Origin of the sequence: Futiania mangrovi (genome assembly GCF_024158125.1) — a bacterium.
GTDB classification, from domain to species: domain Bacteria; phylum Pseudomonadota; class Alphaproteobacteria; order Futianiales; family Futianiaceae; genus Futiania; species Futiania mangrovi.
Map to the genome: position 1 here is coordinate 745,826 of NZ_JAMZFT010000002.1, position 20,623 is coordinate 766,448.

Consider the following 20,623-nt stretch of genomic DNA (forward strand, 5'->3'; position numbering starts at 1 on the left):
GTCATTGCGTCGCGCTGCCGTTTGCAGCGGGGGTGCCGCCGCCGGCCTGCAGGTCCGCGGTGTTCCCCGCGAGCAGGACGGTCACGGCATAGGCCTTCTTGGGGCCCATGTTCGCGAGGATGAAGGACGCCGCATCGACCCGCAGCCGGCGCAGGAAGCCCGCGGCGATGTCCTCCGGCATCTCGTCGAAGATCTTGGCGGCTTCCTTGGGTTTCATCGTCTCGTAGATACCGACCAGGTGCGCCATGTCCTGGCGCGCCATGTCGTCGGCGGCGCCGAGACGGGCCTCAAGTTCGGCGGCAGCGGCGCGCAAGTCCTCCAGCCGGGCCTCGATGCGCCCTTCGGCCGCGGCGACGGCGGCCTCGCGGCGGTCCAGCGCGGCCTCCCGGGCGTCGAGGTCGGAAGCGCGGGTCTGCAGCGCCGCGAGCAGCGCCGCGGGGGCGGTCGCGCCGGCCGAGGCGTGCCCGGTTCCGGACGGGGACGCCGAGGCGGCTTGCGGGGCAGCCGCGGGCGCTTCCGCCGCCTTTACCGGCGCGGTGCCGGATTCGGCCTGCGCGGCCGGGACGAAGGCGATGCCCATGCTCACGAGGCCAGCGGTCTTGGCTGCCACCCCGACGGCCAGGCAGGCGGCGATCACGGTCAGCGGTCCGGGGCCGGTCCGTCCGCGGCGGGGGGAAGGGGGTGCCGCGCTCATGCCGCGGCCCGCCGTGCCGAGGGCCGGTAAGGTGTGGAGCCGTGCGGCCCGTGCCCGGCGGGCGGGGCGTCGGCGGCCTCGATCAGTTCGCTCAGATGCTCGGCAAGCGCCGCTCCCTCGCCGATCATCTCGTCCAGTTCCTCGATGGTGCGGGCGCTGGCGGCGCGGGTTTCCGCGATTCCGGCGCGCAGCGCGGCGATGCGTCCGTCCATTTCGGCGAGCGTGGCGACAAGCCCGTCTCCCGCTTCCGTCAGGCGCTTCAGGCGGCGGCTCAGCACGGCGCAATAGGCCGCGAGCGCGATGCCCGCGCCGGCGAGCGAGAGATTGGCAATGAACCCGAGGTCGAGATCCAGCATCGAGCTGCCCCTCAATTGACGATGAATTCGGAGATGAGAAGGTCCTGGACGCCCTCGGCGCCCGCGACCAGGTGCACCCGGCGCAGCATCTGCGCCCGCAGGCGCAGCATCGCGGCGGGGTCCTCGATCTCCGAGGGGTCGACCGCGCGCAGGTAGGTGTTGAGGACGTCGATTACGCGCGGCTCCAGGTGCTTGACCCGCGGCTCGGCGTCTGCCGTCGTCTCGATCGTCAGGGTGGCGAGCAGGTGGCGCTGGCGCGCAGCACCGGTGCCGACCGGCACAACCATCTGGGGAAGAGGCAGGAAGCGCGTCTCGACCGCCTGCGGCATTCCGGATGCGGCGTGCGTTTCGGTCTTGCCGCCGCCGAGGAACGGCAAATCGACCAGCCCCAGGAAGGTCGCCGCCCCCGCCCCCCCGCCAAGCAGAAGGGCAAGGCCGAGGCCGGCCACGAGAAGGAGCGGCTTCTTTTTCCTGCCATTTTCGGCGGGCGCGCCGTCGCCGCCCGTGCCGACGTCGCTGGGAGTGTTGTCTGCTTCCGCTGGCATTCTGCCCTCACTGCACGTTTAACGTGTTGAAGGCAGAACTAACGTGGTTACCGTAAACCAAGTCTTAAGGAGATCGCGGAAAAGTTGCACCCGTCGAAGACACACCAAAGGCTGAGAACAGCGGGGTTACATGACGGGACTGGTTGCGACGGTGAAGGGCTTGCCTGCGAGGGGTCAGGTCGTTCTCGCTTTCGCGGTGATTGCAACGCTCGGTGCACTTGCGCTGATGGCGGCGCGTGCGACCGCGCCTGCCATGGAGCTTCTCTACGCCGGTCTCGACGGCGCCAGCGCCGGCGAGGTGGTGGGAGAGCTCGACGCCCTGCAGATCCCCTACGAGGTGCGCGGCGACGCCATCTATGTCGCCGGCAACCGCCGCGACCGGGCGCGCATGACGCTGGCTGCCCGCGGGCTGCCGCGCCAGGGCCAGGCCGGGTACGAGATCCTCGACGGCCTGTCCGGCTTCGGCACGACCTCGGAAATGTTCGATGCCGCCTATTGGCGCGCCAAGGAGGGCGAACTGGCCCGGACCATCGTGGACTTCCCGGACGTGAAGGCCGCGCGGGTCCACATCGCCCATGGTGACCGCCGCCCTTTTAGAGGCAGCGCAGAGGGGCCGTCCGCCTCCGTCGCGGTGACGATGGAGGGGGGAGCGGTCATCGACCGCGGTCGCGCACGGGCCGTGCGCTACCTTGTGGCGCTGGCCGTTCCGGGGCTGGAGCCAAAGCGTGTCAGCGTTCTGGACGGGGCGGGCACGCTGTTGCTCGCACCCGGTGCCGACGACGCGGGTGCGGGCGCAGACGCAGGCGTCAGCGCCGCCGCCGCCAGCGCGCGTGAGACACGCCTCACGACCGAACTCACCCGCCTTCTCGAAGCCCATGTCGGCAAGGATCGGGCGCGCGTCACCGTGACCGTGGAGACCAATCCCGGTGCCGAGACCGTGGTCGAACGGACGATCGATCCCACATCGCGCGTCGCCATCCACACCGACACCCAGGAAACCGCCGAGCAGGGCAAGACCGGCGCCGATCCTGCCGGCGCGAAGACCAACCAGCCGGGCGAGGACGTCCAGGCCGCGCCGGGCAGCGAATCCTCCTCCCGCACCGAAACGCGCGAGCGCGTGAACTACGAGGTCTCCGAGGTGCGCCGCGAGCGGACCCGGGCCGCGGGCGCGGTGGAGCGCATCTCGGTCGCGGTGCTCGTCGATGCGGCGCAACCGGCCCCGGCCGCCGCCGAAGGGCAGCCGGCGGGCGAGCCGCAGCCGGTCGATCTTGCAAGCCTGACGGAACTCGTGAAGGCCGCTGTCGGCTTCGATGCGGACCGCGGCGACATGGTCAGCGTGCAGGCCATGCGCTTTGCCGATCTGCCCGGCACCGGGACGGAGGTGACCGCGCTCGACGTGCCTGGCCCGCTGATGCGCAACCTGCCGCGCCTGGTCGAGTCGGGCCTGATCGCGCTCGTTGCGCTGGCGCTCCTTTTCTTCGTCGTGCGCCCGCTGATGGCCTCGGGCCGGGCGGCATCCGAACCGGCCGCCGCGCCGGCGGCCGCCGGGACCATTCCCCAGGCTGCGCTCGCCGCGCCCCAAGGCGGGATGGCGGCTGCGGCGCTCACGGGGCCTGCGGGGCAGCCCGCGCGGCTGGAAGCGCCTGCCGACACCTCCCCCGCGGGCCTTCTGACCCATGTGGTCTCACGCGATCCCGACGCCGCCGCCGACCTGCTGAAGCAATGGCTGAACGGCACGCCTGAGCGGGAGCACGCCTGATGACCGCAGCCTTTCCCTTGCCGAGCCTGCTGCGCGAGGCCCGCACGGGCTTGACGCGACGGGGCGGTGCCGACGCCCGCGCGCCGTCCGATGGCGGGCCGCTCCGCGATCCGCGGCCTGAGGCCCGACCGGCTCCCGCCCATGCGGCACGCGGGACGCCAGCCCTCTCCGCGCAGTCGTCCGTGTCGGCGTCGGCGTCGGCGCCGGCGGAAGCCAGGGTCCGGGACACCGCTGCAGAGGCGGCGGCGGTCCTGCGCCAGCGTGCGATCGAGATGGCCGACGCGCTCTCCCATGAACTGGCCGCGGCACGCGCTGCCCGCCTGACATGCGAGCGTACGGCGGAAGAAGCCGTCCGCGCGCTCGTCGGCGCATTGGTGCCCGCGGCGGCGCGCGCCACGGCGGAGGACGTCTGTCTCGAGGGGCTGAAGGGGCTGATGGCGAGCCTTGGCCCGGCCCGGCTCGAGGTGCAGGCGCCCGCGCCCATGGTCGAGGCGCTGCGCGCCGCGCTGGCCGGCGCTCCGGAGGCCGCCGACATGGTCTTCACCGAGGTTTCGGGGGACGCGCCCGTGCGCGTGCTCTGGCAGGACGGCGCCGCCGTCTTCGATCCCGTGGCGGCAGCCGAAGCGCTGACCGCCCATCTCACCCGCGTGGCCAAGGATCCAGAAGGACACTGACGCATGACCACGACTTCCGACATGGGCCACATGGGCCCCGACGTGACCCTCGAAGAGCACGACATCGACACGCCCGGCATGGGCAATGGCGAGATCCCGGAACTGGAGCGGCGCTCGCAGTCCGACGGCAACCGCTCGCGCCGCGCCGTGTTCGGCGTGCCGGTCGAGGTGATGGTCACCGTGGGCCGCGCCCGTCCGATGATCGGCGACCTGATCAACATGCGCCGCGACGCGCTGATCCCGCTCGACAGCCGCATCGAGGATCCGGTCGAGATCCGGATCGGCGAGCGCGTGATCGCGCGCGGCGAACTGCAGGAGATGGACGACGGGTCGGGCCGCCTCGGCGTGCGCCTGACCGAGATCGTCGATATCGCGGACCGCCTCTGATGCACCGGCGGACGCTGGCACTCGGCCTGCTGGCGGCGGGCCTCCTCGCCGTGTGGGCGGGGCCGGCCATGGCGCAGAGCGTGACCTTCGACCTCGGCAATCTCGCCACGACGGGCGAGGAGGGGGAGGGGCTGGCGCTCACCGCGCGCGCGGTACAGCTCTTCGTGCTGCTGACGGTGCTCAGCCTCGCGCCCGGCATCGCCATGATGGTGACCTGCTTTCCCTTCATGGTGACGGTGCTGTCGATTCTGCGCCAGGCGATCGGCGTGCAGCAGGCGCCGCCGAACATGATGATCGTCAGCCTCGCGCTCTTTCTCACCTATTTCGTGATGGAGCCGGTCTTTACCGAGGCGTGGACCGTGGGCATCGGGCCGATGCTCGACGGCAACCTCACGCAGGCGCAAGGGTTCGAGCGCGCCGCGGGGCCGGTGCGCGCCTTCATGGAAGCGCGCGTCGACGCGGGCAATTCCGCACTGGTCGCGGCGGTTTCCCCCGGCCGCGTGGGCGCCGACGGGGTGCTTCCCTTCTCCGTCCTGATCCCGGCCTTCATGGTCGCCGAGATCGAGCGCGGCTTCGAGGTCGGGTTCATGATCTTTCTTCCGTTCCTGGCGATCGACATCGTCGTCGCCTCGATCCTGATGTCCATGGGGATGATGATGGTGCCCCCGGTCGTTGTGTCCCTTCCGCTGAAGCTCGCCTTCTTCGTGATGGCGGACGGCTGGGACCTGCTGGCGGGCACGCTGGTGAGGAGCTACGCGACATGAGCGGTGAACTGGCAATGCGGGGCGCGACCGCGCTCGCGGGGAAACAGCCGGCCCAGATGCCGCCGCCTGGCGGCCTGACGCGGGAGCAGAAGGCCGCGATCGTCCTCTCCGCGCTCGGCGAGGAGCAGGTCAGGCAGGTGATGGAGCGGCTGGAGGAGCATGAGGTGCGCACCTTCGCCCGCGCCATGAGCGCCTTGCGCAAGGTGCCGGTGGAGACGCTGGGCCGGGTCGCCGCGGAGTTCGCGGGTGAGCTTGGCAAGCCCGGACAGATGCAGGGCGGAACGGGCCCGGCCCGTGCCTTCCTCGCCCGCTTCATGGACGAGGCCGCGGTGGGCCGCATCATGGCCGAGGTCGAGGGCGGATCGACCCGCTCGGTCTGGGAGAAGCTCTCGGCCGCGCCAGACGACGCGCTCGCCGCTTATCTCGCGCGCGAGCGGCCGCAGACGGCGGCGGTGATCCTGTCGCGCCTGGATGCGGAGAAGGCGGCTGCCGTGGTTGCCAGGATGGGGCCGGAGAAGGCCCGCGACATCGTTACCCGCATGGCGCGCGCGCCCAGGCTCGACGACGCGGTGCTCGACGCGGTGGGCGAGGCGCTGGAGCGCGACTTCCTCGCCGCGATGGAGGCGCAGGGCCAAGGGGCAAGCGGTCCTGCCGCGATGATCGGGGCGATGCTCAACAACCTTTCGATGGATCTGTCCGCGTCGCTGCTGGAGCATCTGAAGGCGACCGACGAGGCGCTGGCAGCCCAGGTGCAGAAGATGCTCTTCACCTTCGAGGACATTCCCGTCCGGCTGGAGCCGCTGGGCATCCAGGCGGTGATCCGCGCGACCGACACCGACGTGCTGCTCAAGGCGCTGAAGCTCGCCCGGGACCGTCAGCCCGAGGTGGTGGAGGCGCTGTTCGCCAACATGTCGAAGCGCGTGGGCGAGCAGGTGCGCGAGGATCTCGACGCCATGGGGCCGATCCGCGCCCGCGAGGCCGAGGACGCGCAGGCCGAGATGGCCCGCACCGCCCAGCGCCTGATCCGGTCGGGCGAGATCGCGCTGAAGCCCGAGGTGGAGGAAGGCGCCGAGGAAGAACCGATGATCTGAGGCGCGCGCGGGCCACGTCCCGCCCGCATATTCCCCGGAAACGACGAAACCGGCGGCGAGCCTTCCCTCGCCGCCGGTTTTCGCATGTGGTCCGCGGACGGTTCGCCGCCCGCGGACGAGAAGCCGGGTTGCCTCTAGCGCATCACGAGGTCGGCGTGCAGCGCGCCCGAGGCGTCGATCGCCGACAGGATGTCGATCATGTCGCGCGGGCCGACGCCCAGCGCGTTGAGGCCCTTCACGAGGCCGTTCAGCGACACGCCTTCCTCGATCACAGCCATGCGGGCGTCGCCGCCGTCGTTGATCTGAATGTCGGTGCGCGGCACCAGCACGGTCTCGCCGCGCGCGAACGGGTTGGGCTGGGACACGAGCGGGGTCTCGCGCACCTCCACCGTCAGGTTGCCCTGCGCCACCGCGACCTTGGAGATGCGGACGTCGGCACCCATCACGATGGTGCCCGAACGCTGGTCGACCACCACACGCGCGCGGGTGTCGGGCCGGACCGCGATGGATTCGATGCGCGCGAGCAGGTGGGCGGGCTTTCCTGCGAGCACGGGGGGCACGGCAAGCTCCACCGTTCCGGAATCGAGCATCGTCGCCTGGCCGGGGCCGAGCGCGGCGTTGAGCGCCGCCTCGATCCGCGCCGCCGTCGTGAAATCCGGGTCGCGCAGCGATAGCGTCAGCGTGTCGAGGTCGGCGAGCGCGAACTCCACCTCCCGCTCCACGCGCGCGCCGTTCGGGATGGTCGCGCCCGTCGGCACGCCGAAAGTCACCGACGCCGCCTCGCCTTCTGCGCTCACGCCGCCCGCGATGACCGGGCCCTGGGCGACGGCGTAGATCTCTCCGTCCGGGGCCATCAGGGGGGTCATCACCAGCGTGCCGCCGAACAGGCTCTTGGCGTCGCCGATGGAGGAGACGGTCACGTCGATGCGCCGGCCGGGCCGGGCGAAGGGCGGAAGCGTCGCCGTCACGAGCACGGCGGCGACCGACTTCGGCCGGAAGTTCTCCCCCTTCACATTGACGCCGAGGCGCTCCAGCAAATTGCCCAGCGCCTCCTCGGTGTAGGGCGCGTTGCGCACGCTGTCGCCCGTGCCGTTCAGGCCGACGACGAGGCCGTAGCCGACGATGTCGTTACCGCGCACCCCCTCGATGTCGACGATGTCCTTGAGGCGGACCTCCGGCGCCGCGGCGGCGGGGGCCTGCGGCTGCATCGACAGCGCGAGCGCGAGAAGGGCGGCGCCGAGGGCGCGGGTCTTGGGCTGCAGGGCGAACATTCTGTTCTCTCCGGCGCTTGGGGGGATTCTAGAGGAAACGGGTCAGCGTCAGGTTCTGGAGCCGACCGGTGATGAGGTAGGTGGTTTCGAGCTGCGACTCGAGCGCGCGCAACTCGCTCGCCGCCTCGTAGGGATCGACGCCAACGAGGCCCGCGATGCGTGTGTCGAGCGCGCCGCGGGCGGCGTCGTGGCGCTTGCCGGCGTCCTCGATCTCGCGCGCGGCGGTGCCGAGCCCGGCCCGTACGCCCGTGAGCGCGTCGAGACCGGCCTGGATGCGGTTCGCGCCAAGCTCGATCAGGCGGGCACGGGCCTGGGCGTGGTCGGGCGTCTTGCTGTCGCCCGCCCGCACGATCATGGCGAGGCCCTTCAGCAGGTCGCGCACCGCCGGGTTGTCCGCGCGCACGCCATAGGCGATGCGCTGGCCCGGCCCGACGTCGGCGGCGAGGCGCGCGCCGGTGTCGCCGAGATAGACCGTGCCGGTGAAGGTGTTGGGGCCGCCGGGGCCTGCATCCTCGAACGCGAGGTCGAGGTCTGCGGCGAGCGCGTCGGCGTCTGCCTGCGTCTGCAGCGTGCCCGTGGTCGCGGCGAGCCGGTCCTGAAGCACCTGGTTGACGGCGTCCGCCCCGGCGAGCGGTGCGGTGTCGGTCGCGGCGCCGGAAAAGAGATGGCGCCCGCCCGTTTGCGTATTGAGGGCGGAGACGATGCGCACCAGCGCAGCCTGTGCGTCCGTGCCTTGCGCCTCCATCGCGGGCAGGTCGCCGCGCGTGCCTGCACCCAGCGCGTCCGCCGCCAGCCGCGGCAGGTCGCTCGCCACCGTTTCGAGCGCGGTTTCCATCGCGCCGATGCGGGTCATCACCAGCTTGGTCGTGTCGAGATAGGCGTCTGCCGCGCGCCGCTCGGTCTCCAGCGACATCAGCGTGCGCGTGCCGGGGCCGAGCGCACGGACCGGGTTGGCGCTCCGTCCGGTGGTCAGTTCCTGCGAGGTGACGGCAAGCCGCTGGCGCGTGTCGGAGGCGGCGGAGCCCATCATGCGGGCGGCGACGAGGGTCGAGAGGCCGGAGCCGGTGGGAAGCATCGGCGAAATCCTTACATGGCCAGCAGGCGGTCGACGAGGCGGGCCATCACCTCGACCACCTTGGCGTTGGCGGCATAGGCCTGCTCGATTGCGATCAGAGATTGCAGTTCCGCGTCCCGGTCTACGCCGGTCTTGTTGCTGCGCGCGTCGCTGAGCTGGGCGGCATGGACGCGCTCGGTCGCGGCCTGCTGTCCGGCACGGTCGGCGCTGACGGCGAGGCGCGCGACGATGTCTGCGGCAGCGGCAGCGGCCCCGCGCGGCGCGGCGATCCCGGCGGCCGCGGGAAGCGTGCGCGGCGCATCGAGCGCGTCGGCGAACCGGCGCACCTGGGTGGCGTCGCCCGCAACGCCCGGCACGGCTGCGGCCACGCCGTCGCGCAAACGCCAGCTTTCCCCGCCCTGCGCCGGGTCGACCGCGGCATTGACGCTGATCCGGCCCGCGAGGCCCGGCGTCACGGGCGCGCCCAGCGGGCTGCCCGCGTCGGTGAAGAGGCCCGCCTGCCCGGGCGCGAGGCTCGGATCGGCGGCGGGGTCCTGGAAGCGCGCGACGAGGTCTTCGGCCAGCGCGTCGAGGGTGGCGCCCGCCTCCACCGTAATCTGGTCGCGCACGGCGAAAAGGCCCGCGATGCTCCCGCCGGAGATGGCCTGCGGCGAGCCGCCGCCCGGCGCCACCTCCTTGCCATCGAGGGTGAGACCCGAGAGCACCCCGCCCGGAAACGCCTGGCCGGGCGTGATCGCGCCCGCGGGCGTGAAGGACAGCGTGCGGGCCTGCGCACCGTCGTAGAGCGCGAGCCCCTCCTGCGTCATCAACTGGACGCCGTTCTGGTCGGTTCGGATGGTGCGGATCGGCACGCGCTGGGCGATGTCGTCGATCACCCGGTCGCGCTCGTCCATCAGCGCGCTCGGGTCCTCGCCGCGCGCCGAGAGGATGCGGATCTCGCGGTCGATGCGTTCGAGCCGCGTCAGCCCGTCGTTGACCGCGGCCACCTCGCGCGCGATCTGGCCGTCGGCGTCCTGGCGGACGCGGGCGACGATGGCCGAGGCGCTCTGGAACTTCTCGGTGACGGTGCGCGCGGCGGCGGCGGCCGACTCCTGCAGCCCCACGCTCTCCGGCGTCTCCGCCAGCGCGGAGAGCGCGGAGCGAAAGTTCTCCATCGCCCGCGACAGCCCGCCCCCGTCGTCGGCGGTGCCGATCCCGGCGCTGAGCGTGGCGAGCGCTTCGGCGCGCGCGTCGCCCTCGCCCGCGCGGGCGGATGCCGCGCGCACGTCCGCCGAAAGCATCTGCGCCTCGGCCCGGCGGACGCCCGCAACGGCGACGCCGGCCCCGCGGCCGGCGACCGACCGTTCGGCCAGCATCACCTCGCGCCGCGAATACCCCTCCGTCATCGCGTTGGCGATGTTGGAGGAGGCAACATCCGCGGACCGGCTCGCGGCCCTGAGGCCCGAGGCGGCGTTGGCGAGCGCGCTGGTGATCGACATGGCGTGTCCGGGGCCTCAGCCGGCCCCGCTCCCGTCAGCGTTTCAGGTTGGTGGTCTCCTGCAGCATCTCGTCGACCGTCTGGATGATCTTGGCGTTCGACGAATAGGCCCGCTGCGTCTCGATGAGGTGGGTCAGTTCCTCCGCGATGTCGGTGGTCGACTGCTCCAGCGCGAAGCCCACCGTGGTGCCGACCGGGCCGGTGCCCGCGTCCCACAGGTAGAAGCCGCCGGACGCGCCGGTGATCTCGAAGCCCTGGCCGCTCACGGCCCTCAGGCCGTCCGGGTTCGGCACGTCGACAACCGGCACACGGTAGAGCGGCTGGCGCGCACCATTGTCGAAGAGTGCCATGACGACGCCGTCCTCGCCGATCTCGACGCCGGAGAGAGAGCCAGCCGCAGCGCCGTTGCCGGTCACCGACACCGGCGCGAAGGGGCCGGCGAACTGGGTCAGGCCGACGCCGCTGCCGGGCGTGCCGATGTCGAGGTCGATGGTGCCGCCCGCGACCGCGATCTGCGCCACGCCCGTCGCCGGGTCGTAGGCGCCGCCCGACAGCGTGGTCACGTTGAGGATCGAGCCGCCGTTGGCCTGCGAGGTGTCGAATTCCACCTCATAGGAGGCGACGGTGGTCGGCGTGCCGCTGGCGCCGTCGACCACGTCGACGGTCCAGGTGTTCGAGCGGCCGGTGGCCGGAACCTGCGGCGTCATCCGCAGCGTCAGCGTCTCCTGCGCGCCCAGGTTGTCGATGTAGGTGACCGGCACCTCGTAGGGGTCGCCCGTGCCGCCCGCCTCGGTCGCGTCGGCGGGCACATTGGCCGCGACGTCGATGCGGGTCGTCGGCTCGACCGTGAACTCGCGGCCCGATATGCGCACCGCCTCGAGCCCCGAGACGCTGTCGCGCGCAGGCGATGCCGGGAACGTGCCGTCGGGGTTCAGCGACCAGCCGAGCAGGTAGTCGCCGGTCGAGTTGCGCAGATAGCCGGCCGCATCGGGGCGGAACGAGCCGGTCGTGGAGATGCGGAAGTTGCCCGCCCCGACGCCCGCCGCCGGGTCGGCGGTCTTGAGAACAGGAAGGAAGCCGCGCCCGTCCAGCGCGATGTCGGTCGCATTGTTGGTGGCGAGCAGCAGGCCGTTGGCGGAAACGTCGCGCCGCGCAACCGCGCGCACGCCGCCCGCCGTGTAGCGAGACGGGCTCTCCGACAGGACCATCGAGGAAAAGTCGGTCTCGGCCCGCTTGTAGCCGATGGTTCCCGCGTTGGCGATGTTGTCGGAAATGGTGGCGAGGCGCGTGGCGTTGACCGCCAGCCCCTGCACACCTGCATTCAGCGAGGATGAAATACCCATTCTGCGCGTCTCCCGCGTGAAAAATCAAAATGCCCCTTCTGGTTGCAGAACGGGTATCACGCAGGCGGTTAACGGATTGTGAGCGGTCAGCCCGGCGCGCCCACCCGCAACAGGACGATCCCGATGCGGCGGTTCTCCGCGGCCTCCGGGGCCTCGGGCAGGATCGGATCGCGGTCTGCGCGCCCCTCCACCCGCTCGATCCGGGCCGTGCCGAGGCCGTTCGCCTCCAGCGTCCGGCGCGCCGCCTGGGCCCGCTCGGTGGACAATTCCCAGTTGCCATAGCCCGCATCCCCGCGGAACGGCAGGGCGTCGGTGTGGCCGGTGACCTTGACCGGATTGACCGTCATGCCGACCACGTCCGCGACGATGGCGAGAAGCTGGCGCAGCAGCGGGGTCGGTTCGGACGAGCCCGTGGCGAACATCGGGCGGCCATCCACGTCGACGATGTCGATGCGCAGGCCCTCGGGTGTCTCCGTGACGCGCAGATGCTGGGCAAGCTCGCCGCCATTGGCGCGCGCGGCCTCGATCTTCGCCTTCGCCGCGTCGAGCGCTGCCTGCTCGGCAGGATCGGCGGCGGTCTCGCGCGCCTGCAGCTCGGCCCCCGTCGAGATCGGGTCGGCGCCGGGCGGAACCTCGGTGCGCGTCGTGCGCGTGCCGCCGGTCGCCGAGGCTGCAAGCTGCTCCTGCGTGAACGCGCTGTCGCCATGCAGCAGGGACGTGCCGCCGCCGGAGATCCGGCTGACCGGCACGCGCGGGTCGAAATAGTCGGCAATGCCCTTTCGCTGGTCCTCGGTCGTGGCGTTCAGCAGCCACATCAGCAGGAAGAACGCCATCATGGCCGTCACGAAGTCGGCGTAGGCAACCTTCCAGGCGCCGCCGTGATGGCCTTCCGCGGCCGGGGCGGCGACTTTCTTGATGATGATCGGGCGGTCTTGCGTTTGCGAGGCCACGGGCGGCATTCCCTGTTCACGGTCGGTCGGAGAGATCCGGCCCCGTTCTGGGCCCCGCTCATGGGGATGCGCGCGTTCTCGCGGAAAGTGTGTTTCGACGGACCCGATCCTATGCGTGCATGTCTTGCGCAGCCGTTAATGCAGAGGACCGTACAGGCGTGCGGCAAGCCGCGAGAGACCTTGCAGCCGTGCCGCGCACCCCGCAGACTGCATGCCGGATGCGGACCGGCGCCGCGTCTCGCCCCGGCAAGCTGCCGCAGAAAGGACTTCGCCCGCGATGTTTACCCCGGTTTCCAACCGTCCCGCCCTGGTGGACGAGGTCCGCGACCGCCTGGTCGAAGCGATGGCCGACGGGCGCCTGCCGCCGGGAACGCCCTTGCGGCAGGAGGTGCTGGCCGCCGACCTGGGCGTGTCGCGGCAGCCCGTGGCACAGGCGCTGACCGTACTCCGCGAGCTTGGCCTCGCGGTCGATCTCGGCCGCCGGGGGCTGCAGGTCGCGCCCCTCGATGTCCAGGGGGTGCGCGACATCTTCGACCTGCGCGGCGCGCTCGACGCGCTGGCGGCCCGGACGCTGGCCGAGCGGATCGAGGCCGGCGCGCGTACGGAGGCGGACCTCGACGCCGCCCGCATGACGCCGCCGGGGCCGGGTGCGGGCTTCCACCTCGCCCTGATCCGGCTCGCCGGAAACGCCCAGGCGACCGCCGCGGCGGAGCGTCTGTGGCCGCACGTTCGCCGGGCGCTGGCGGCCGCCGGGACCGCGCCCGCGGGCGCGCAGGAGGGACACGAGGATATCCTCGCCGCCATCGCCTCGGGCAAGGCGCGCAAGGCGGAGAAGGCGGCCCGCGCCCATGCCGAGGCGGCGATGGCCCGCGTGTGCGCTGCACTCTAGGTCTGCCCGGCCCTGCGTTCGGGGGCACTAGGCGCAAGGGCCGCCCGGCGCTAGGGTGCAGGCCGAAAGATCATCCGGCCGGGACGCGCCGGAGCGACAACAAGACGGAGGGATCGAGATGAGCTGCATCGTTGGCTGGGCGCACACCCGTTTCGGGAAGCTGGACGACGAGGACCTCGAGGGCCTGATCGCGCGCGCCGCCGCGGACGCGATCGCCGACGCGGGGATTTCGCCGGAGGATGTCGATTCCATCTATGTCGGCAATTTCGGCGGGTTCGAGAAGCAGGCCTTCCCGTCCTCCTTCGCGCTCGACGCCGATCCGAGCCTGCGTTTCAAGCCCTCGACGCGGGTCGAGAACGCTTGTGCCACGGGCTCCGCTGCCATCCACCAGGGCCTCAACGAGATCCGCGCCGGCAAGTCGCGCTTCGTGCTCGTGGTGGGCGCGGAGAAGATGACGGTCGCGCCGGGCTCCGACATCGGCGACATCCTGCTCAACGCCTCCTACCGCAAGGAGGAGGGCGACACGCCCGGCGGCTTCGCGGGTGTGTTCGGCCAGATCGCAAACCTCTATTTCCAGCGCTACGGAGACGTCTCCGACGCCATCGCCCGGATCGCGGCGAAGAACCATGCGAACGGCGTGGAGAACCCCTACGCCCACCTGCGCAAGGACTTCGGCTACGACTTCTGCCGCGAGGTGAGCGACAAGAACCCGCTGGTGGCCGGCCCCTTGCGCCGCACGGACTGCTCGCTCGTCTCCGACGGTGCGGCGGCGCTGGTGCTGACTGATACCGAGACCGCGATGCGCATGCCCAAAGCCGTGCACATGCGCGCCGCGGTGCAGGTCAACGACTACCTGCCGCTGTCGAAGCGCGACATCGTGCAGTTCGAGGGCTGCCAGCAGGCGTGGTCGAAGGCGCACGCCGCAGCGGGCACGAGCATCGATGACCTCTCCTTCGTGGAGACGCACGACTGCTTCACCATCGCCGAACTCATCGAGTACGAGGCGATGGGCCTGACGAAGCCCGGCGAGGGCCGCCGCGCAATCGAGGAAGGCTGGACGCAGAAAGACGGCAAGCTGCCGGTCAACCCGTCGGGCGGCCTGAAATCCAAGGGCCACCCGATCGGCGCCACCGGCGTCTCCATGCACGTCATGGCGAGCCTGCAGCTGATGGGCGAGGCCGGCGGCATGCAGGTCCGCGATCCGAAGCTCGCGGGCATCTTCAACATGGGCGGGGCCGCGGTCGCCAACTACGTCTCGATCCTCGAGCGCCTGCGGTGAGCCTGCACGCGATGGATCGGGCGGCGGTCAACGCCTGCTTCGGGGAGACCTATGCGGACGCCCGGGACCGGTTCCGGGCGGCCGTCGCCGGCCTCGGCGTCAAGGTGGACGTGCGCGTCAACCCGAACGCCGAGGGGCCGGGCGGGGTCCGGCTCAGCACGGATGTCGCCCGCGTCGGACCGGCGAGCGCACGGCGCGTTCTTTTCGTGACGTCGGCCACGCACGGGGGCGAGGGGTTCTGCGGCTCGGGCGGGCAGGTGGCGATGATCCGGTCGGGACTGCTCGACGCGCTGCCGAAGGATACGGCCGTTGTCATGGTCCACGCGATCAATCCCTACGGCTTTGCCCACATCAGCCGCACGACCGAGGACAATGTCGACCTGAACCGTAACTTCATCGACTTCTCCAGGCCCCTGCCGGTCAATGCGGCCTACGAGGACGTGCATCCGTTCATGCTGCCGTCCGACTGGGACGGCAAGGCGCGCTGGGCGGCGGAGGAGGCGATTGCCCGCTACATCGCCGAGAAGGGCATGTGGGCCTTCCAGTGCGCGGTATCGGGCGGACAGTACGCGCACGCCGACGGCCTGTTCTTCGGCGGCGACCAGCCGACCTGGTCGAACACGACCTTCCGCGAGATCATCGCCGAGCACGCGGGCACGGCGAGCCACGTCGCGCTGTTCGACTTCCACACTGGCCTTGGTCCTTATGGCTATGGCGAGCCCATCGTCACCGGCACGCAGGAGGAGAAGGACCGCGCGCGGCGCTGGTACGGGAACGAGGCGACGGACCCGGATGCCGGCTCCTCCACCTCCGCGCCGATCCAGGGCACCATGTCCTCGGCCTTCGCAGGGTCAGCGCCGCAGGCGAAGATGGCGTCCGTTTCGGTCGAATACGGCACGGTCCCGGTGCCGGACGTGCTGGGCGCGCTTCGGGCCGACAACTGGCTGCGGTTCCGCGGTGATCCGCGCACGGGCCTCGCGCGCACCATCAAGCGGCGGATGCGCGACACCTTCTACTGCGATTTCGACGACTGGCGGCAGATGGTTGTCGACCGGGCGATCGAGATCGGCCGGAAAGCGATCGACGGCCTCGGTTCGGAGGCTTGACGTCGCCGCGCCCGCCCTGTCAGATGCGCAGACAAGAAAGATTATTACAAGCGTCTGCACCGGGGGTGGCATGCGGGTTTCGCCGCGCGAAATGATTGAAAGGCTTGTAAGTTTCCCGACTGTGTCGCGGGATTCCAACTTGCCCCTGATCCATTTCGTGCGCGACTACCTCGCCGCGCACGGGGTGGAGTCGCGACTCGTGTCGAACGCCGACGGCACCAAGGCGAATCTTTATGCCACCGTCGGCCCGCGCGTGGAGGGGGGCGTCGTGCTCTCCGGCCACACGGACGTGGTGCCCGTGGACGGCCAGCCCTGGGACACCGACCCCTTCACGGTGGTGGAGAAGGACGGCCGGCTCTACGGCCGCGGCACCGCGGACATGAAGAGCTTTTCTGCCATCGGCCTTGCGCTGGTGCCGGAGATGCTGGCCCGCGGCCTGCGCCACCCGGTCCATTTCGCGCTCTCCTACGACGAGGAGGTGGGCTGCGTCGGCGCGCCCGCCATGATCGCCGAGATGGCGGAGAACGTGCCGCGCCCCCGCGCCGTGATCGTGGGGGAGCCGACCTCGATGAAGGTCGTGAACGCGCACAAGGGCATCCTGCACGTCGATACCCATGTCCGCGGCCACGAGGTTCATTCGAGCCAGGTGCACCGCGGCGTCTCCGCCGTGATGGTGGGGGCCCGCCTCGTCGTCTTCCTCGAGGACATGATGCGGGAGAACGCCGCCCGCGCGGAGCCCGACTGCCCGTTCGAGCCGCCCTACACCACGATCCATTGCGGGGTCATCAAGGGCGGCACCGCGCTCAACATCATGGCGCGCGACTGCACCTTTGTGACCGACATCCGCTCCATCCCGGAGGACGACCCGATGTCGTTCGTGGAGCGGTACCGCGCCCACGTGGCGGAGCATGTGGAACCGGCGATGCAGGCCATCGCGCCCGACACTTTCGTCAGGATCGTGCACTCCTCGCTCGTCCCCGGCCTCAGGCCCGAGCCGGACGGGGAGGCGGAGGCGCTGGCCAAGGCGCTGACCGGCGAGAACCGCGCCGGCGCGGTGGTCTATGCCGCGGAGGCCGGACAGTTCCAGGACGCCGGCTTCTCGGTCGTGATGTGCGGGCCGGGGTCGATCGACCAGGCCCACCAGCCCAACGAGTTCATCGCGCTCGACCAGGTCGATGCGGGCGTCGCGTTCATGCGGCGTCTCATCGACCGTCTGGCGGCTTGAAGAGTGGCCCGGCTCAGGGGAGGATGCCGGGCAGAGCGGTCCCGCGTATGGACCATGCAAACTGGGAGACGAGGATGAGAAACATGTCTTGGTTGCGGGTGGGGGCGGCCGCGGTGGCCCTTTCGCTCGCGGTGCCGGCATTCACCACGGCAGCGTCGGCAGAAACGCTGCGCTGGGCGTTCCAGGGCGACGCGAAGTCGCTGGACCCGTATTCGCTGAACGAAACCTTCACGCTGGGCTTCCTCGGCAATGTGTACGAAGGGCTCACCCGGCGCGGTCCCGACCTCGAGATCCTGCCCGCGCTGGCCGAGCGCTGGGAGGTGATCGAGCCGACGCGCTGGCGCTTCCACCTGCGCAAGGGTGTGAAGTTCCACAACGGCAACGACTTCACTGCCGACGACGTCGTCTTCTCGGCGGAGCGCGTGCGGGCCGAGGGGTCGGACCTCACGACGCGCATTCCGAAGGACGTGGTTGTCGAGAAGGTCGACGACCACACGGTCGACTTCGTGCTGACGAAGCCGAACCCGATCCTGCATTACGAGTGGGATACCTGGTACATCATGGACAAGGAGTGGGCGGAGGCGAACAACGCCGTGAAGCCGACCTCCGCGTCCGGCCAGAACGAGAGCTTCGCGACGTTCAACGCGAACGGCACCGGCGGGTTCCGGATCACCAGCCACGAGCCGGGCGTGCGCTCGGTCTTCGTGCCGAACGACAGCTGGTGGGACACGGCCGAGCACAACCTGACCGAGGTGATCTTCACGCCGATCAACTCCGACGCCACGCGCGTCGCCGCCCTGCTCTCGGGCGAGATCGACATGATGTACCCGGTGCCGGTCCAGGACATCCAGCGGATCGAGCAGAACGAAGGCACCAAGGCGCTGACCGGGCCGGAACTGCGCACGATCTTCCTCGGCATGGACCAGAAGCGCGACGAGCTTCTCTATTCCGACGTGAAGGGCAAGAACCCGTTCAAGGACGTGCGGGTGCGCAAGGCGGTCTACCAGGCCATCGACATCGAGGCGATCAAGGACCGCATCATGCGCGGCCTGTCGGAGCCGTCGGCCCTGATGCTGTCGCCGTTCATGTACTCGCGCTCCGACGAGTTCAAGCGGCACCCCTATGACCCGGACGCGGCGAAGAAGCTTCTGGCGGAAGCGGGCTACGCGGACGGCTTCACGGTCGGGATGGACTGCCCGAACGACCGGTACGTGAACGACGAGCGGATCTGCCAGGCGATCGTGTCCATGCTGGCGCGCGTCGGCATCAAGGTCGACCTCAACGCCCAGCCCAAGGCGCAGTACTTCGCCAAGGTGCTGGCGTCGGGCGGCTATGACACCAGCTTCTACCTGCTGGGCTGGACGCCGGGCTCGTTCGACGCGCACAACGTGCTCGTGAACCTGCACGGCTGCCGCGACGACAAGGGCGCGGGCGGCCCGTTCAACCTCGGCGGCTTCTGCAGCGAGAAGCTCGATGCGCTGACGGCCGAGATCGGCACCGAGAACGACCCGACGAAGCGGGACGAGCTGATCGCGCAGGCGTTCACCATCATCCACGAGGAGGTGGCCCACGTGCCGCTTCACCAGCAGGGCCTGGCGTGGGGTGTGCGCGACAATGTCGAGGTCGTGCAGCGCGCCGACAACCAGTTCCTCTTCCGCTGGGTGAAGAAGAACTGATCCAGTCGCCCCCGCAACGGGGGCATCGGACGGGCCCCGGCATGCCGGGGCCCGATTCCGCTTCCGGAAGAACGCCGGATCAACCGGCGCCACGGTTCTGACAGGGCATCGCGACATGATCTGGTTCGTCATCAAGCGGCTGTTGCAGTCCGTCGTCGTCATGGCGGTGGTCGCGCTGATCGCTTTCTCCATGTTCCGCTACCTGGGCGACCCGGTGAACCAGATGGTGGGTGTCGAGACCTCCATCGAGCAGCGCGAGGCGCTGCGCGAGCGGCTCGGCCTGAACGAACCGGTGGCGGTGCAGTTCTGGCTGTTCCTCCAGCGCGCCGCGCAGTTCGAGTTCGGCATCTCCTACCAGCACCGCAAGGCGGTCAGCTCGCTCATCGCCGAACGTCTGCCCGCGACGCTGGAGCTGTCGGCCGTCTCGGCGCTGATGGCCCTGCTGATCGGCATACCCATGGGCGTCTACACGGCCTTGCGACGAGACGGCTTTCTCGCACGCATCTTCATGACGCTGTCGCTGATCGGCGTGTCGCTGCCGGTCTTCCTGATCGGCATCCTGCTGATCCTGTTCTTCGGCGTGATGCTGCAATGGCTGCCGACCTTCGGGCGCGGCGCCACGGTCGATATCGGCGGCTGGTCGACGGGCTTCCTCACGGCCGACGGGTTGCGCGCGCTGATCCTGCCCGCGATCACGCTGGCGATCTTCCAGATGACGCTGATCGTGCGCCTGATCCGGGCCGAGATGCTCGAGGTGCTGCGCACCGACTACATCAAGTTCTGCAAGGCCCGCGGCCTGAAGACCCGCGCGATCCACTTCAGGCACGCGCTGAAGAACACGCTGGTGCCGGTCATCACCATCGTCGGCCTGCAACTGGGCTCGGTCATCGCCTTCGCGATCATCACCGAGAGCGTGTTCCAGTGGCCGGGCATGGGGCTTCTCTTCATCCAGGCGGTGACGGAGGTCGATATCCCCGTGATGGCCGCTTATCTCATGCTGATCGCCTTCGTGTTCGTGGTCATCAATCTCGTGGTCGACCTGCTCTACTACGCGGTCGATCCGCGGCTGCGCGTCCAGGCGGGAGCGAAGGGATGAGCGCGCTCCCCACCCCCGAAACGCCGGAAACGGGCCGCGCGCAGGCGCGCCCCGCAGGCCTGCTCGCCCGGCTCGACGAGAGCGACCTGCTCTATAGCTTCCGCCGGTCGCCCATCGTGGTCGTCGCGGCGGCGATTTCCGTGCTGATGATCCTCGCCGCGATCTTCGCGCCCCTGGTGGCGCCGCAGGATCCCTTCGACATGGCCCAGCTCGACCTGCTCGATTCGCTGCTGCCGCCCGTCTGGGTCGAGGGCGGCATGTGGAAGTACCCGCTCGGCACCGACGACCAGGGCCGCGATATCTTCTCCACCATCCTTTACGGGGCGCGCATCTCGATCCTCGTGGGGTTTGCCAGCGTCGCCTTCGCCATGATCCTCGGCATCGTGCTGGGCCTCGTGGCGGGCTATGCCGGGGGCTGGATCGACAGCCTCCTGATGCGCATCGCGGACATCCAGCTGTCCTTCCCGGCCATCCTGATCGCCCTGCTGATCGACGGCGTGGCGCGCGGCATCATGGGGAACCTCGGGCACGAGCGGATCGCCTTCGGCGTGCTGATCCTCGCCATCGGCCTGTCGTTCTGGGTTCAGTATGCGCGCACCGTGCGCGGCTCGGTGCTGGTCGAGAAGGGCAAGGAGTACGTGCAGGCGGCCCAGGTCATCGGCCTTCCGCCGGCGTTGATCCTGTTCCGCCACATCCTGCCGAACGTCATGGGGCCGGTGCTGGTGATCGCGACGATCCAGCTTGCGCTCGCGGTCATCACCGAGGCGACGCTGTCCTTCCTCGGCGTGGGCGTGCCGCCGACCTCGCCGTCGCTCGGCACGCTGATCCGCATCGGCAACGACTACCTGTTCTCGGGCGAGTGGTGGATCACCATCTTCCCGGGCGCGGCGCTGGTCATCCTCGTGCTGTCGGTCAACCTTCTGGGCGACTGGCTGCGCGACGCGCTCAATCCGAAGCTGAGGTGAC

Annotated in this window: 20 protein-coding genes; 12 read left to right on the forward strand and 8 right to left on the reverse strand. The window is 70.3% G+C overall.

The window, feature by feature from the left end; translation table 11 throughout:
• Position 1 precedes the first annotated feature (1 nt).
• Genes NJQ99_RS10485 through NJQ99_RS10495 form a run of 3 tightly spaced genes read right to left on the reverse strand, consistent with a single transcriptional unit; the run spans position 2 to position 1,595 of the window.
• Entirely contained in the window at positions 2-694 is a 693-nt protein-coding gene (locus NJQ99_RS10485; protein WP_269332778.1) for a MotE family protein, read from the reverse strand.
• Positions 691-1,050 (reverse strand): hypothetical protein, encoded by a 360-nt coding sequence (locus tag NJQ99_RS10490; protein WP_269332779.1) that lies wholly within the window; start codon positions 1,048-1,050, stop codon positions 691-693. Before NJQ99_RS10490 ends, NJQ99_RS10485 begins: the two co-directional genes overlap by 4 nt.
• Before the next feature lie 11 nt (positions 1,051-1,061).
• On the reverse strand, positions 1,062-1,595 hold the full coding sequence (locus NJQ99_RS10495) for a flagellar basal body-associated FliL family protein (RefSeq protein WP_269332780.1): 534 nt from the start codon (positions 1,593-1,595) through the stop codon (positions 1,062-1,064).
• A gap of 130 nt (positions 1,596-1,725) precedes the next feature.
• Between NJQ99_RS10495 and fliF the strand changes: the two genes are divergently transcribed.
• Genes fliF through NJQ99_RS10520 form a run of 5 tightly spaced genes read left to right on the forward strand, consistent with a single transcriptional unit; the run spans position 1,726 to position 6,270 of the window.
• Complete coding sequence (gene fliF / locus NJQ99_RS10500) at positions 1,726-3,354, forward strand: flagellar basal-body MS-ring/collar protein FliF (RefSeq protein ID WP_269332781.1); 1,629 nt, start codon at positions 1,726-1,728, stop codon at positions 3,352-3,354.
• Positions 3,354-4,028, forward strand: coding sequence for a hypothetical protein (locus tag NJQ99_RS10505; protein WP_269332782.1), 675 nt, complete (start codon positions 3,354-3,356; stop codon positions 4,026-4,028). The genes fliF and NJQ99_RS10505 overlap by 1 nt, the downstream gene beginning before the upstream one ends.
• Positions 4,029-4,031: 3 nt before the next feature.
• A complete protein-coding gene (locus tag NJQ99_RS16320) occupies positions 4,032-4,415 on the forward strand; it encodes a FliM/FliN family flagellar motor switch protein (protein WP_331283314.1) in 384 nt (127 codons plus the stop codon).
• Entirely contained in the window at positions 4,415-5,179 is a 765-nt protein-coding gene (fliP, locus tag NJQ99_RS10515) for a flagellar type III secretion system pore protein FliP (protein ID WP_269332783.1), read from the forward strand. The genes NJQ99_RS16320 and fliP overlap by 1 nt, the downstream gene beginning before the upstream one ends.
• Complete coding sequence (locus NJQ99_RS10520; RefSeq protein ID WP_269332784.1) at positions 5,176-6,270, forward strand: flagellar motor switch protein FliG; 1,095 nt, start codon at positions 5,176-5,178, stop codon at positions 6,268-6,270. Before fliP ends, NJQ99_RS10520 begins: the two co-directional genes overlap by 4 nt.
• Positions 6,271-6,404: 134 nt before the next feature.
• Here the strand turns inward: NJQ99_RS10520 and NJQ99_RS10525 are convergent, their stop codons facing one another.
• From NJQ99_RS10525 to NJQ99_RS10545, 5 genes are all read right to left on the reverse strand, one after another.
• A complete protein-coding gene (locus NJQ99_RS10525; RefSeq protein WP_331283315.1) occupies positions 6,405-7,541 on the reverse strand; it encodes a flagellar basal body P-ring protein FlgI in 1,137 nt (378 codons plus the stop codon).
• 28 nt (positions 7,542-7,569) lie between these two features.
• Positions 7,570-8,616, reverse strand: coding sequence for a flagellin N-terminal helical domain-containing protein (locus NJQ99_RS10530; protein ID WP_269332785.1), 1,047 nt, complete (start codon positions 8,614-8,616; stop codon positions 7,570-7,572).
• 11 nt (positions 8,617-8,627) lie between these two features.
• Entirely contained in the window at positions 8,628-10,094 is a 1,467-nt protein-coding gene (gene flgK / locus NJQ99_RS10535) for a flagellar hook-associated protein FlgK (RefSeq protein WP_269332786.1), read from the reverse strand.
• 34 nt (positions 10,095-10,128) lie between these two features.
• A complete protein-coding gene (locus NJQ99_RS10540) occupies positions 10,129-11,436 on the reverse strand; it encodes a flagellar hook protein FlgE (RefSeq protein ID WP_269332787.1) in 1,308 nt (435 codons plus the stop codon).
• 86 nt (positions 11,437-11,522) lie between these two features.
• Complete coding sequence (locus tag NJQ99_RS10545) at positions 11,523-12,386, reverse strand: flagellar motor protein MotB (RefSeq protein WP_269332788.1); 864 nt, start codon at positions 12,384-12,386, stop codon at positions 11,523-11,525.
• Between the two features lie 277 nt (positions 12,387-12,663).
• Between NJQ99_RS10545 and NJQ99_RS10550 the strand changes: the two genes are divergently transcribed.
• The 7 genes from NJQ99_RS10550 to NJQ99_RS10580 all read left to right on the forward strand — a co-directional run bounded on the left by NJQ99_RS10550 (position 12,664) and on the right by NJQ99_RS10580 (position 20,622).
• Positions 12,664-13,275 carry a GntR family transcriptional regulator gene (locus tag NJQ99_RS10550; protein ID WP_269332789.1) on the forward strand — a complete coding sequence of 204 codons (612 nt, stop codon included), beginning with the start codon at positions 12,664-12,666 and terminating at the stop codon, positions 13,273-13,275.
• 118 nt (positions 13,276-13,393) lie between these two features.
• Positions 13,394-14,554: an acetyl-CoA acetyltransferase gene (locus NJQ99_RS10555; protein ID WP_269332790.1), complete on the forward strand. Its 1,161-nt coding sequence runs from the start codon at positions 13,394-13,396 to the stop codon at positions 14,552-14,554.
• Between the two features lie 11 nt (positions 14,555-14,565).
• On the forward strand, positions 14,566-15,660 hold the full coding sequence (locus tag NJQ99_RS10560; protein ID WP_269332791.1) for a M14 family metallopeptidase: 1,095 nt from the start codon (positions 14,566-14,568) through the stop codon (positions 15,658-15,660).
• Between the two features lie 70 nt (positions 15,661-15,730).
• Complete coding sequence (gene argE, locus NJQ99_RS10565; RefSeq protein WP_269332792.1) at positions 15,731-16,885, forward strand: acetylornithine deacetylase; 1,155 nt, start codon at positions 15,731-15,733, stop codon at positions 16,883-16,885.
• Between the two features lie 74 nt (positions 16,886-16,959).
• Positions 16,960-18,561, forward strand: coding sequence for an ABC transporter substrate-binding protein (locus NJQ99_RS10570; protein WP_407933362.1), 1,602 nt, complete (start codon positions 16,960-16,962; stop codon positions 18,559-18,561).
• 115 nt (positions 18,562-18,676) lie between these two features.
• Positions 18,677-19,657: an ABC transporter permease gene (locus NJQ99_RS10575; protein ID WP_269332794.1), complete on the forward strand. Its 981-nt coding sequence runs from the start codon at positions 18,677-18,679 to the stop codon at positions 19,655-19,657.
• Positions 19,654-20,622 carry an ABC transporter permease gene (locus NJQ99_RS10580; protein ID WP_269332795.1) on the forward strand — a complete coding sequence of 323 codons (969 nt, stop codon included), beginning with the start codon at positions 19,654-19,656 and terminating at the stop codon, positions 20,620-20,622. The genes NJQ99_RS10575 and NJQ99_RS10580 overlap by 4 nt, the downstream gene beginning before the upstream one ends.
• Position 20,623 lies beyond the last annotated feature (1 nt).

Excerpts from the sequence above, each read along its gene's own strand:
- NJQ99_RS10485 (WP_269332778.1), bottom strand. The coding sequence starts at position 694 with ATGAGCGCGGCACCCCCTTCCCCCCGCCGCGGACGGACCGGCCCCGGA.
- NJQ99_RS10490 (WP_269332779.1), bottom strand. The coding sequence starts at position 1,050 with ATGCTGGATCTCGACCTCGGGTTCATTGCCAATCTCTCGCTCGCCGGC.
- NJQ99_RS10495 (WP_269332780.1), bottom strand. The coding sequence starts at position 1,595 with ATGCCAGCGGAAGCAGACAACACTCCCAGCGACGTCGGCACGGGCGGC.
- fliF (WP_269332781.1), top strand. The coding sequence starts at position 1,726 with ATGACGGGACTGGTTGCGACGGTGAAGGGCTTGCCTGCGAGGGGTCAG.
- NJQ99_RS10505 (WP_269332782.1), top strand. The coding sequence starts at position 3,354 with ATGACCGCAGCCTTTCCCTTGCCGAGCCTGCTGCGCGAGGCCCGCACG.
- NJQ99_RS16320 (WP_331283314.1), top strand. The coding sequence starts at position 4,032 with ATGACCACGACTTCCGACATGGGCCACATGGGCCCCGACGTGACCCTC.
- fliP (WP_269332783.1), top strand. The coding sequence starts at position 4,415 with ATGCACCGGCGGACGCTGGCACTCGGCCTGCTGGCGGCGGGCCTCCTC.
- NJQ99_RS10520 (WP_269332784.1), top strand. The coding sequence starts at position 5,176 with ATGAGCGGTGAACTGGCAATGCGGGGCGCGACCGCGCTCGCGGGGAAA.
- NJQ99_RS10525 (WP_331283315.1), bottom strand. The coding sequence starts at position 7,541 with ATGTTCGCCCTGCAGCCCAAGACCCGCGCCCTCGGCGCCGCCCTTCTC.
- NJQ99_RS10530 (WP_269332785.1), bottom strand. The coding sequence starts at position 8,616 with ATGCTTCCCACCGGCTCCGGCCTCTCGACCCTCGTCGCCGCCCGCATG.
- flgK (WP_269332786.1), bottom strand. The coding sequence starts at position 10,094 with ATGTCGATCACCAGCGCGCTCGCCAACGCCGCCTCGGGCCTCAGGGCC.
- NJQ99_RS10540 (WP_269332787.1), bottom strand. The coding sequence starts at position 11,436 with ATGGGTATTTCATCCTCGCTGAATGCAGGTGTGCAGGGGCTGGCGGTC.
- NJQ99_RS10550 (WP_269332789.1), top strand. The coding sequence starts at position 12,664 with ATGTTTACCCCGGTTTCCAACCGTCCCGCCCTGGTGGACGAGGTCCGC.
- NJQ99_RS10555 (WP_269332790.1), top strand. The coding sequence starts at position 13,394 with ATGAGCTGCATCGTTGGCTGGGCGCACACCCGTTTCGGGAAGCTGGAC.
- NJQ99_RS10560 (WP_269332791.1), top strand. The coding sequence starts at position 14,566 with ATGGATCGGGCGGCGGTCAACGCCTGCTTCGGGGAGACCTATGCGGAC.
- argE (WP_269332792.1), top strand. The coding sequence starts at position 15,731 with ATGCGGGTTTCGCCGCGCGAAATGATTGAAAGGCTTGTAAGTTTCCCG.
- NJQ99_RS10570 (WP_407933362.1), top strand. The coding sequence starts at position 16,960 with ATGAGAAACATGTCTTGGTTGCGGGTGGGGGCGGCCGCGGTGGCCCTT.
- NJQ99_RS10575 (WP_269332794.1), top strand. The coding sequence starts at position 18,677 with ATGATCTGGTTCGTCATCAAGCGGCTGTTGCAGTCCGTCGTCGTCATG.
- NJQ99_RS10580 (WP_269332795.1), top strand. The coding sequence starts at position 19,654 with ATGAGCGCGCTCCCCACCCCCGAAACGCCGGAAACGGGCCGCGCGCAG.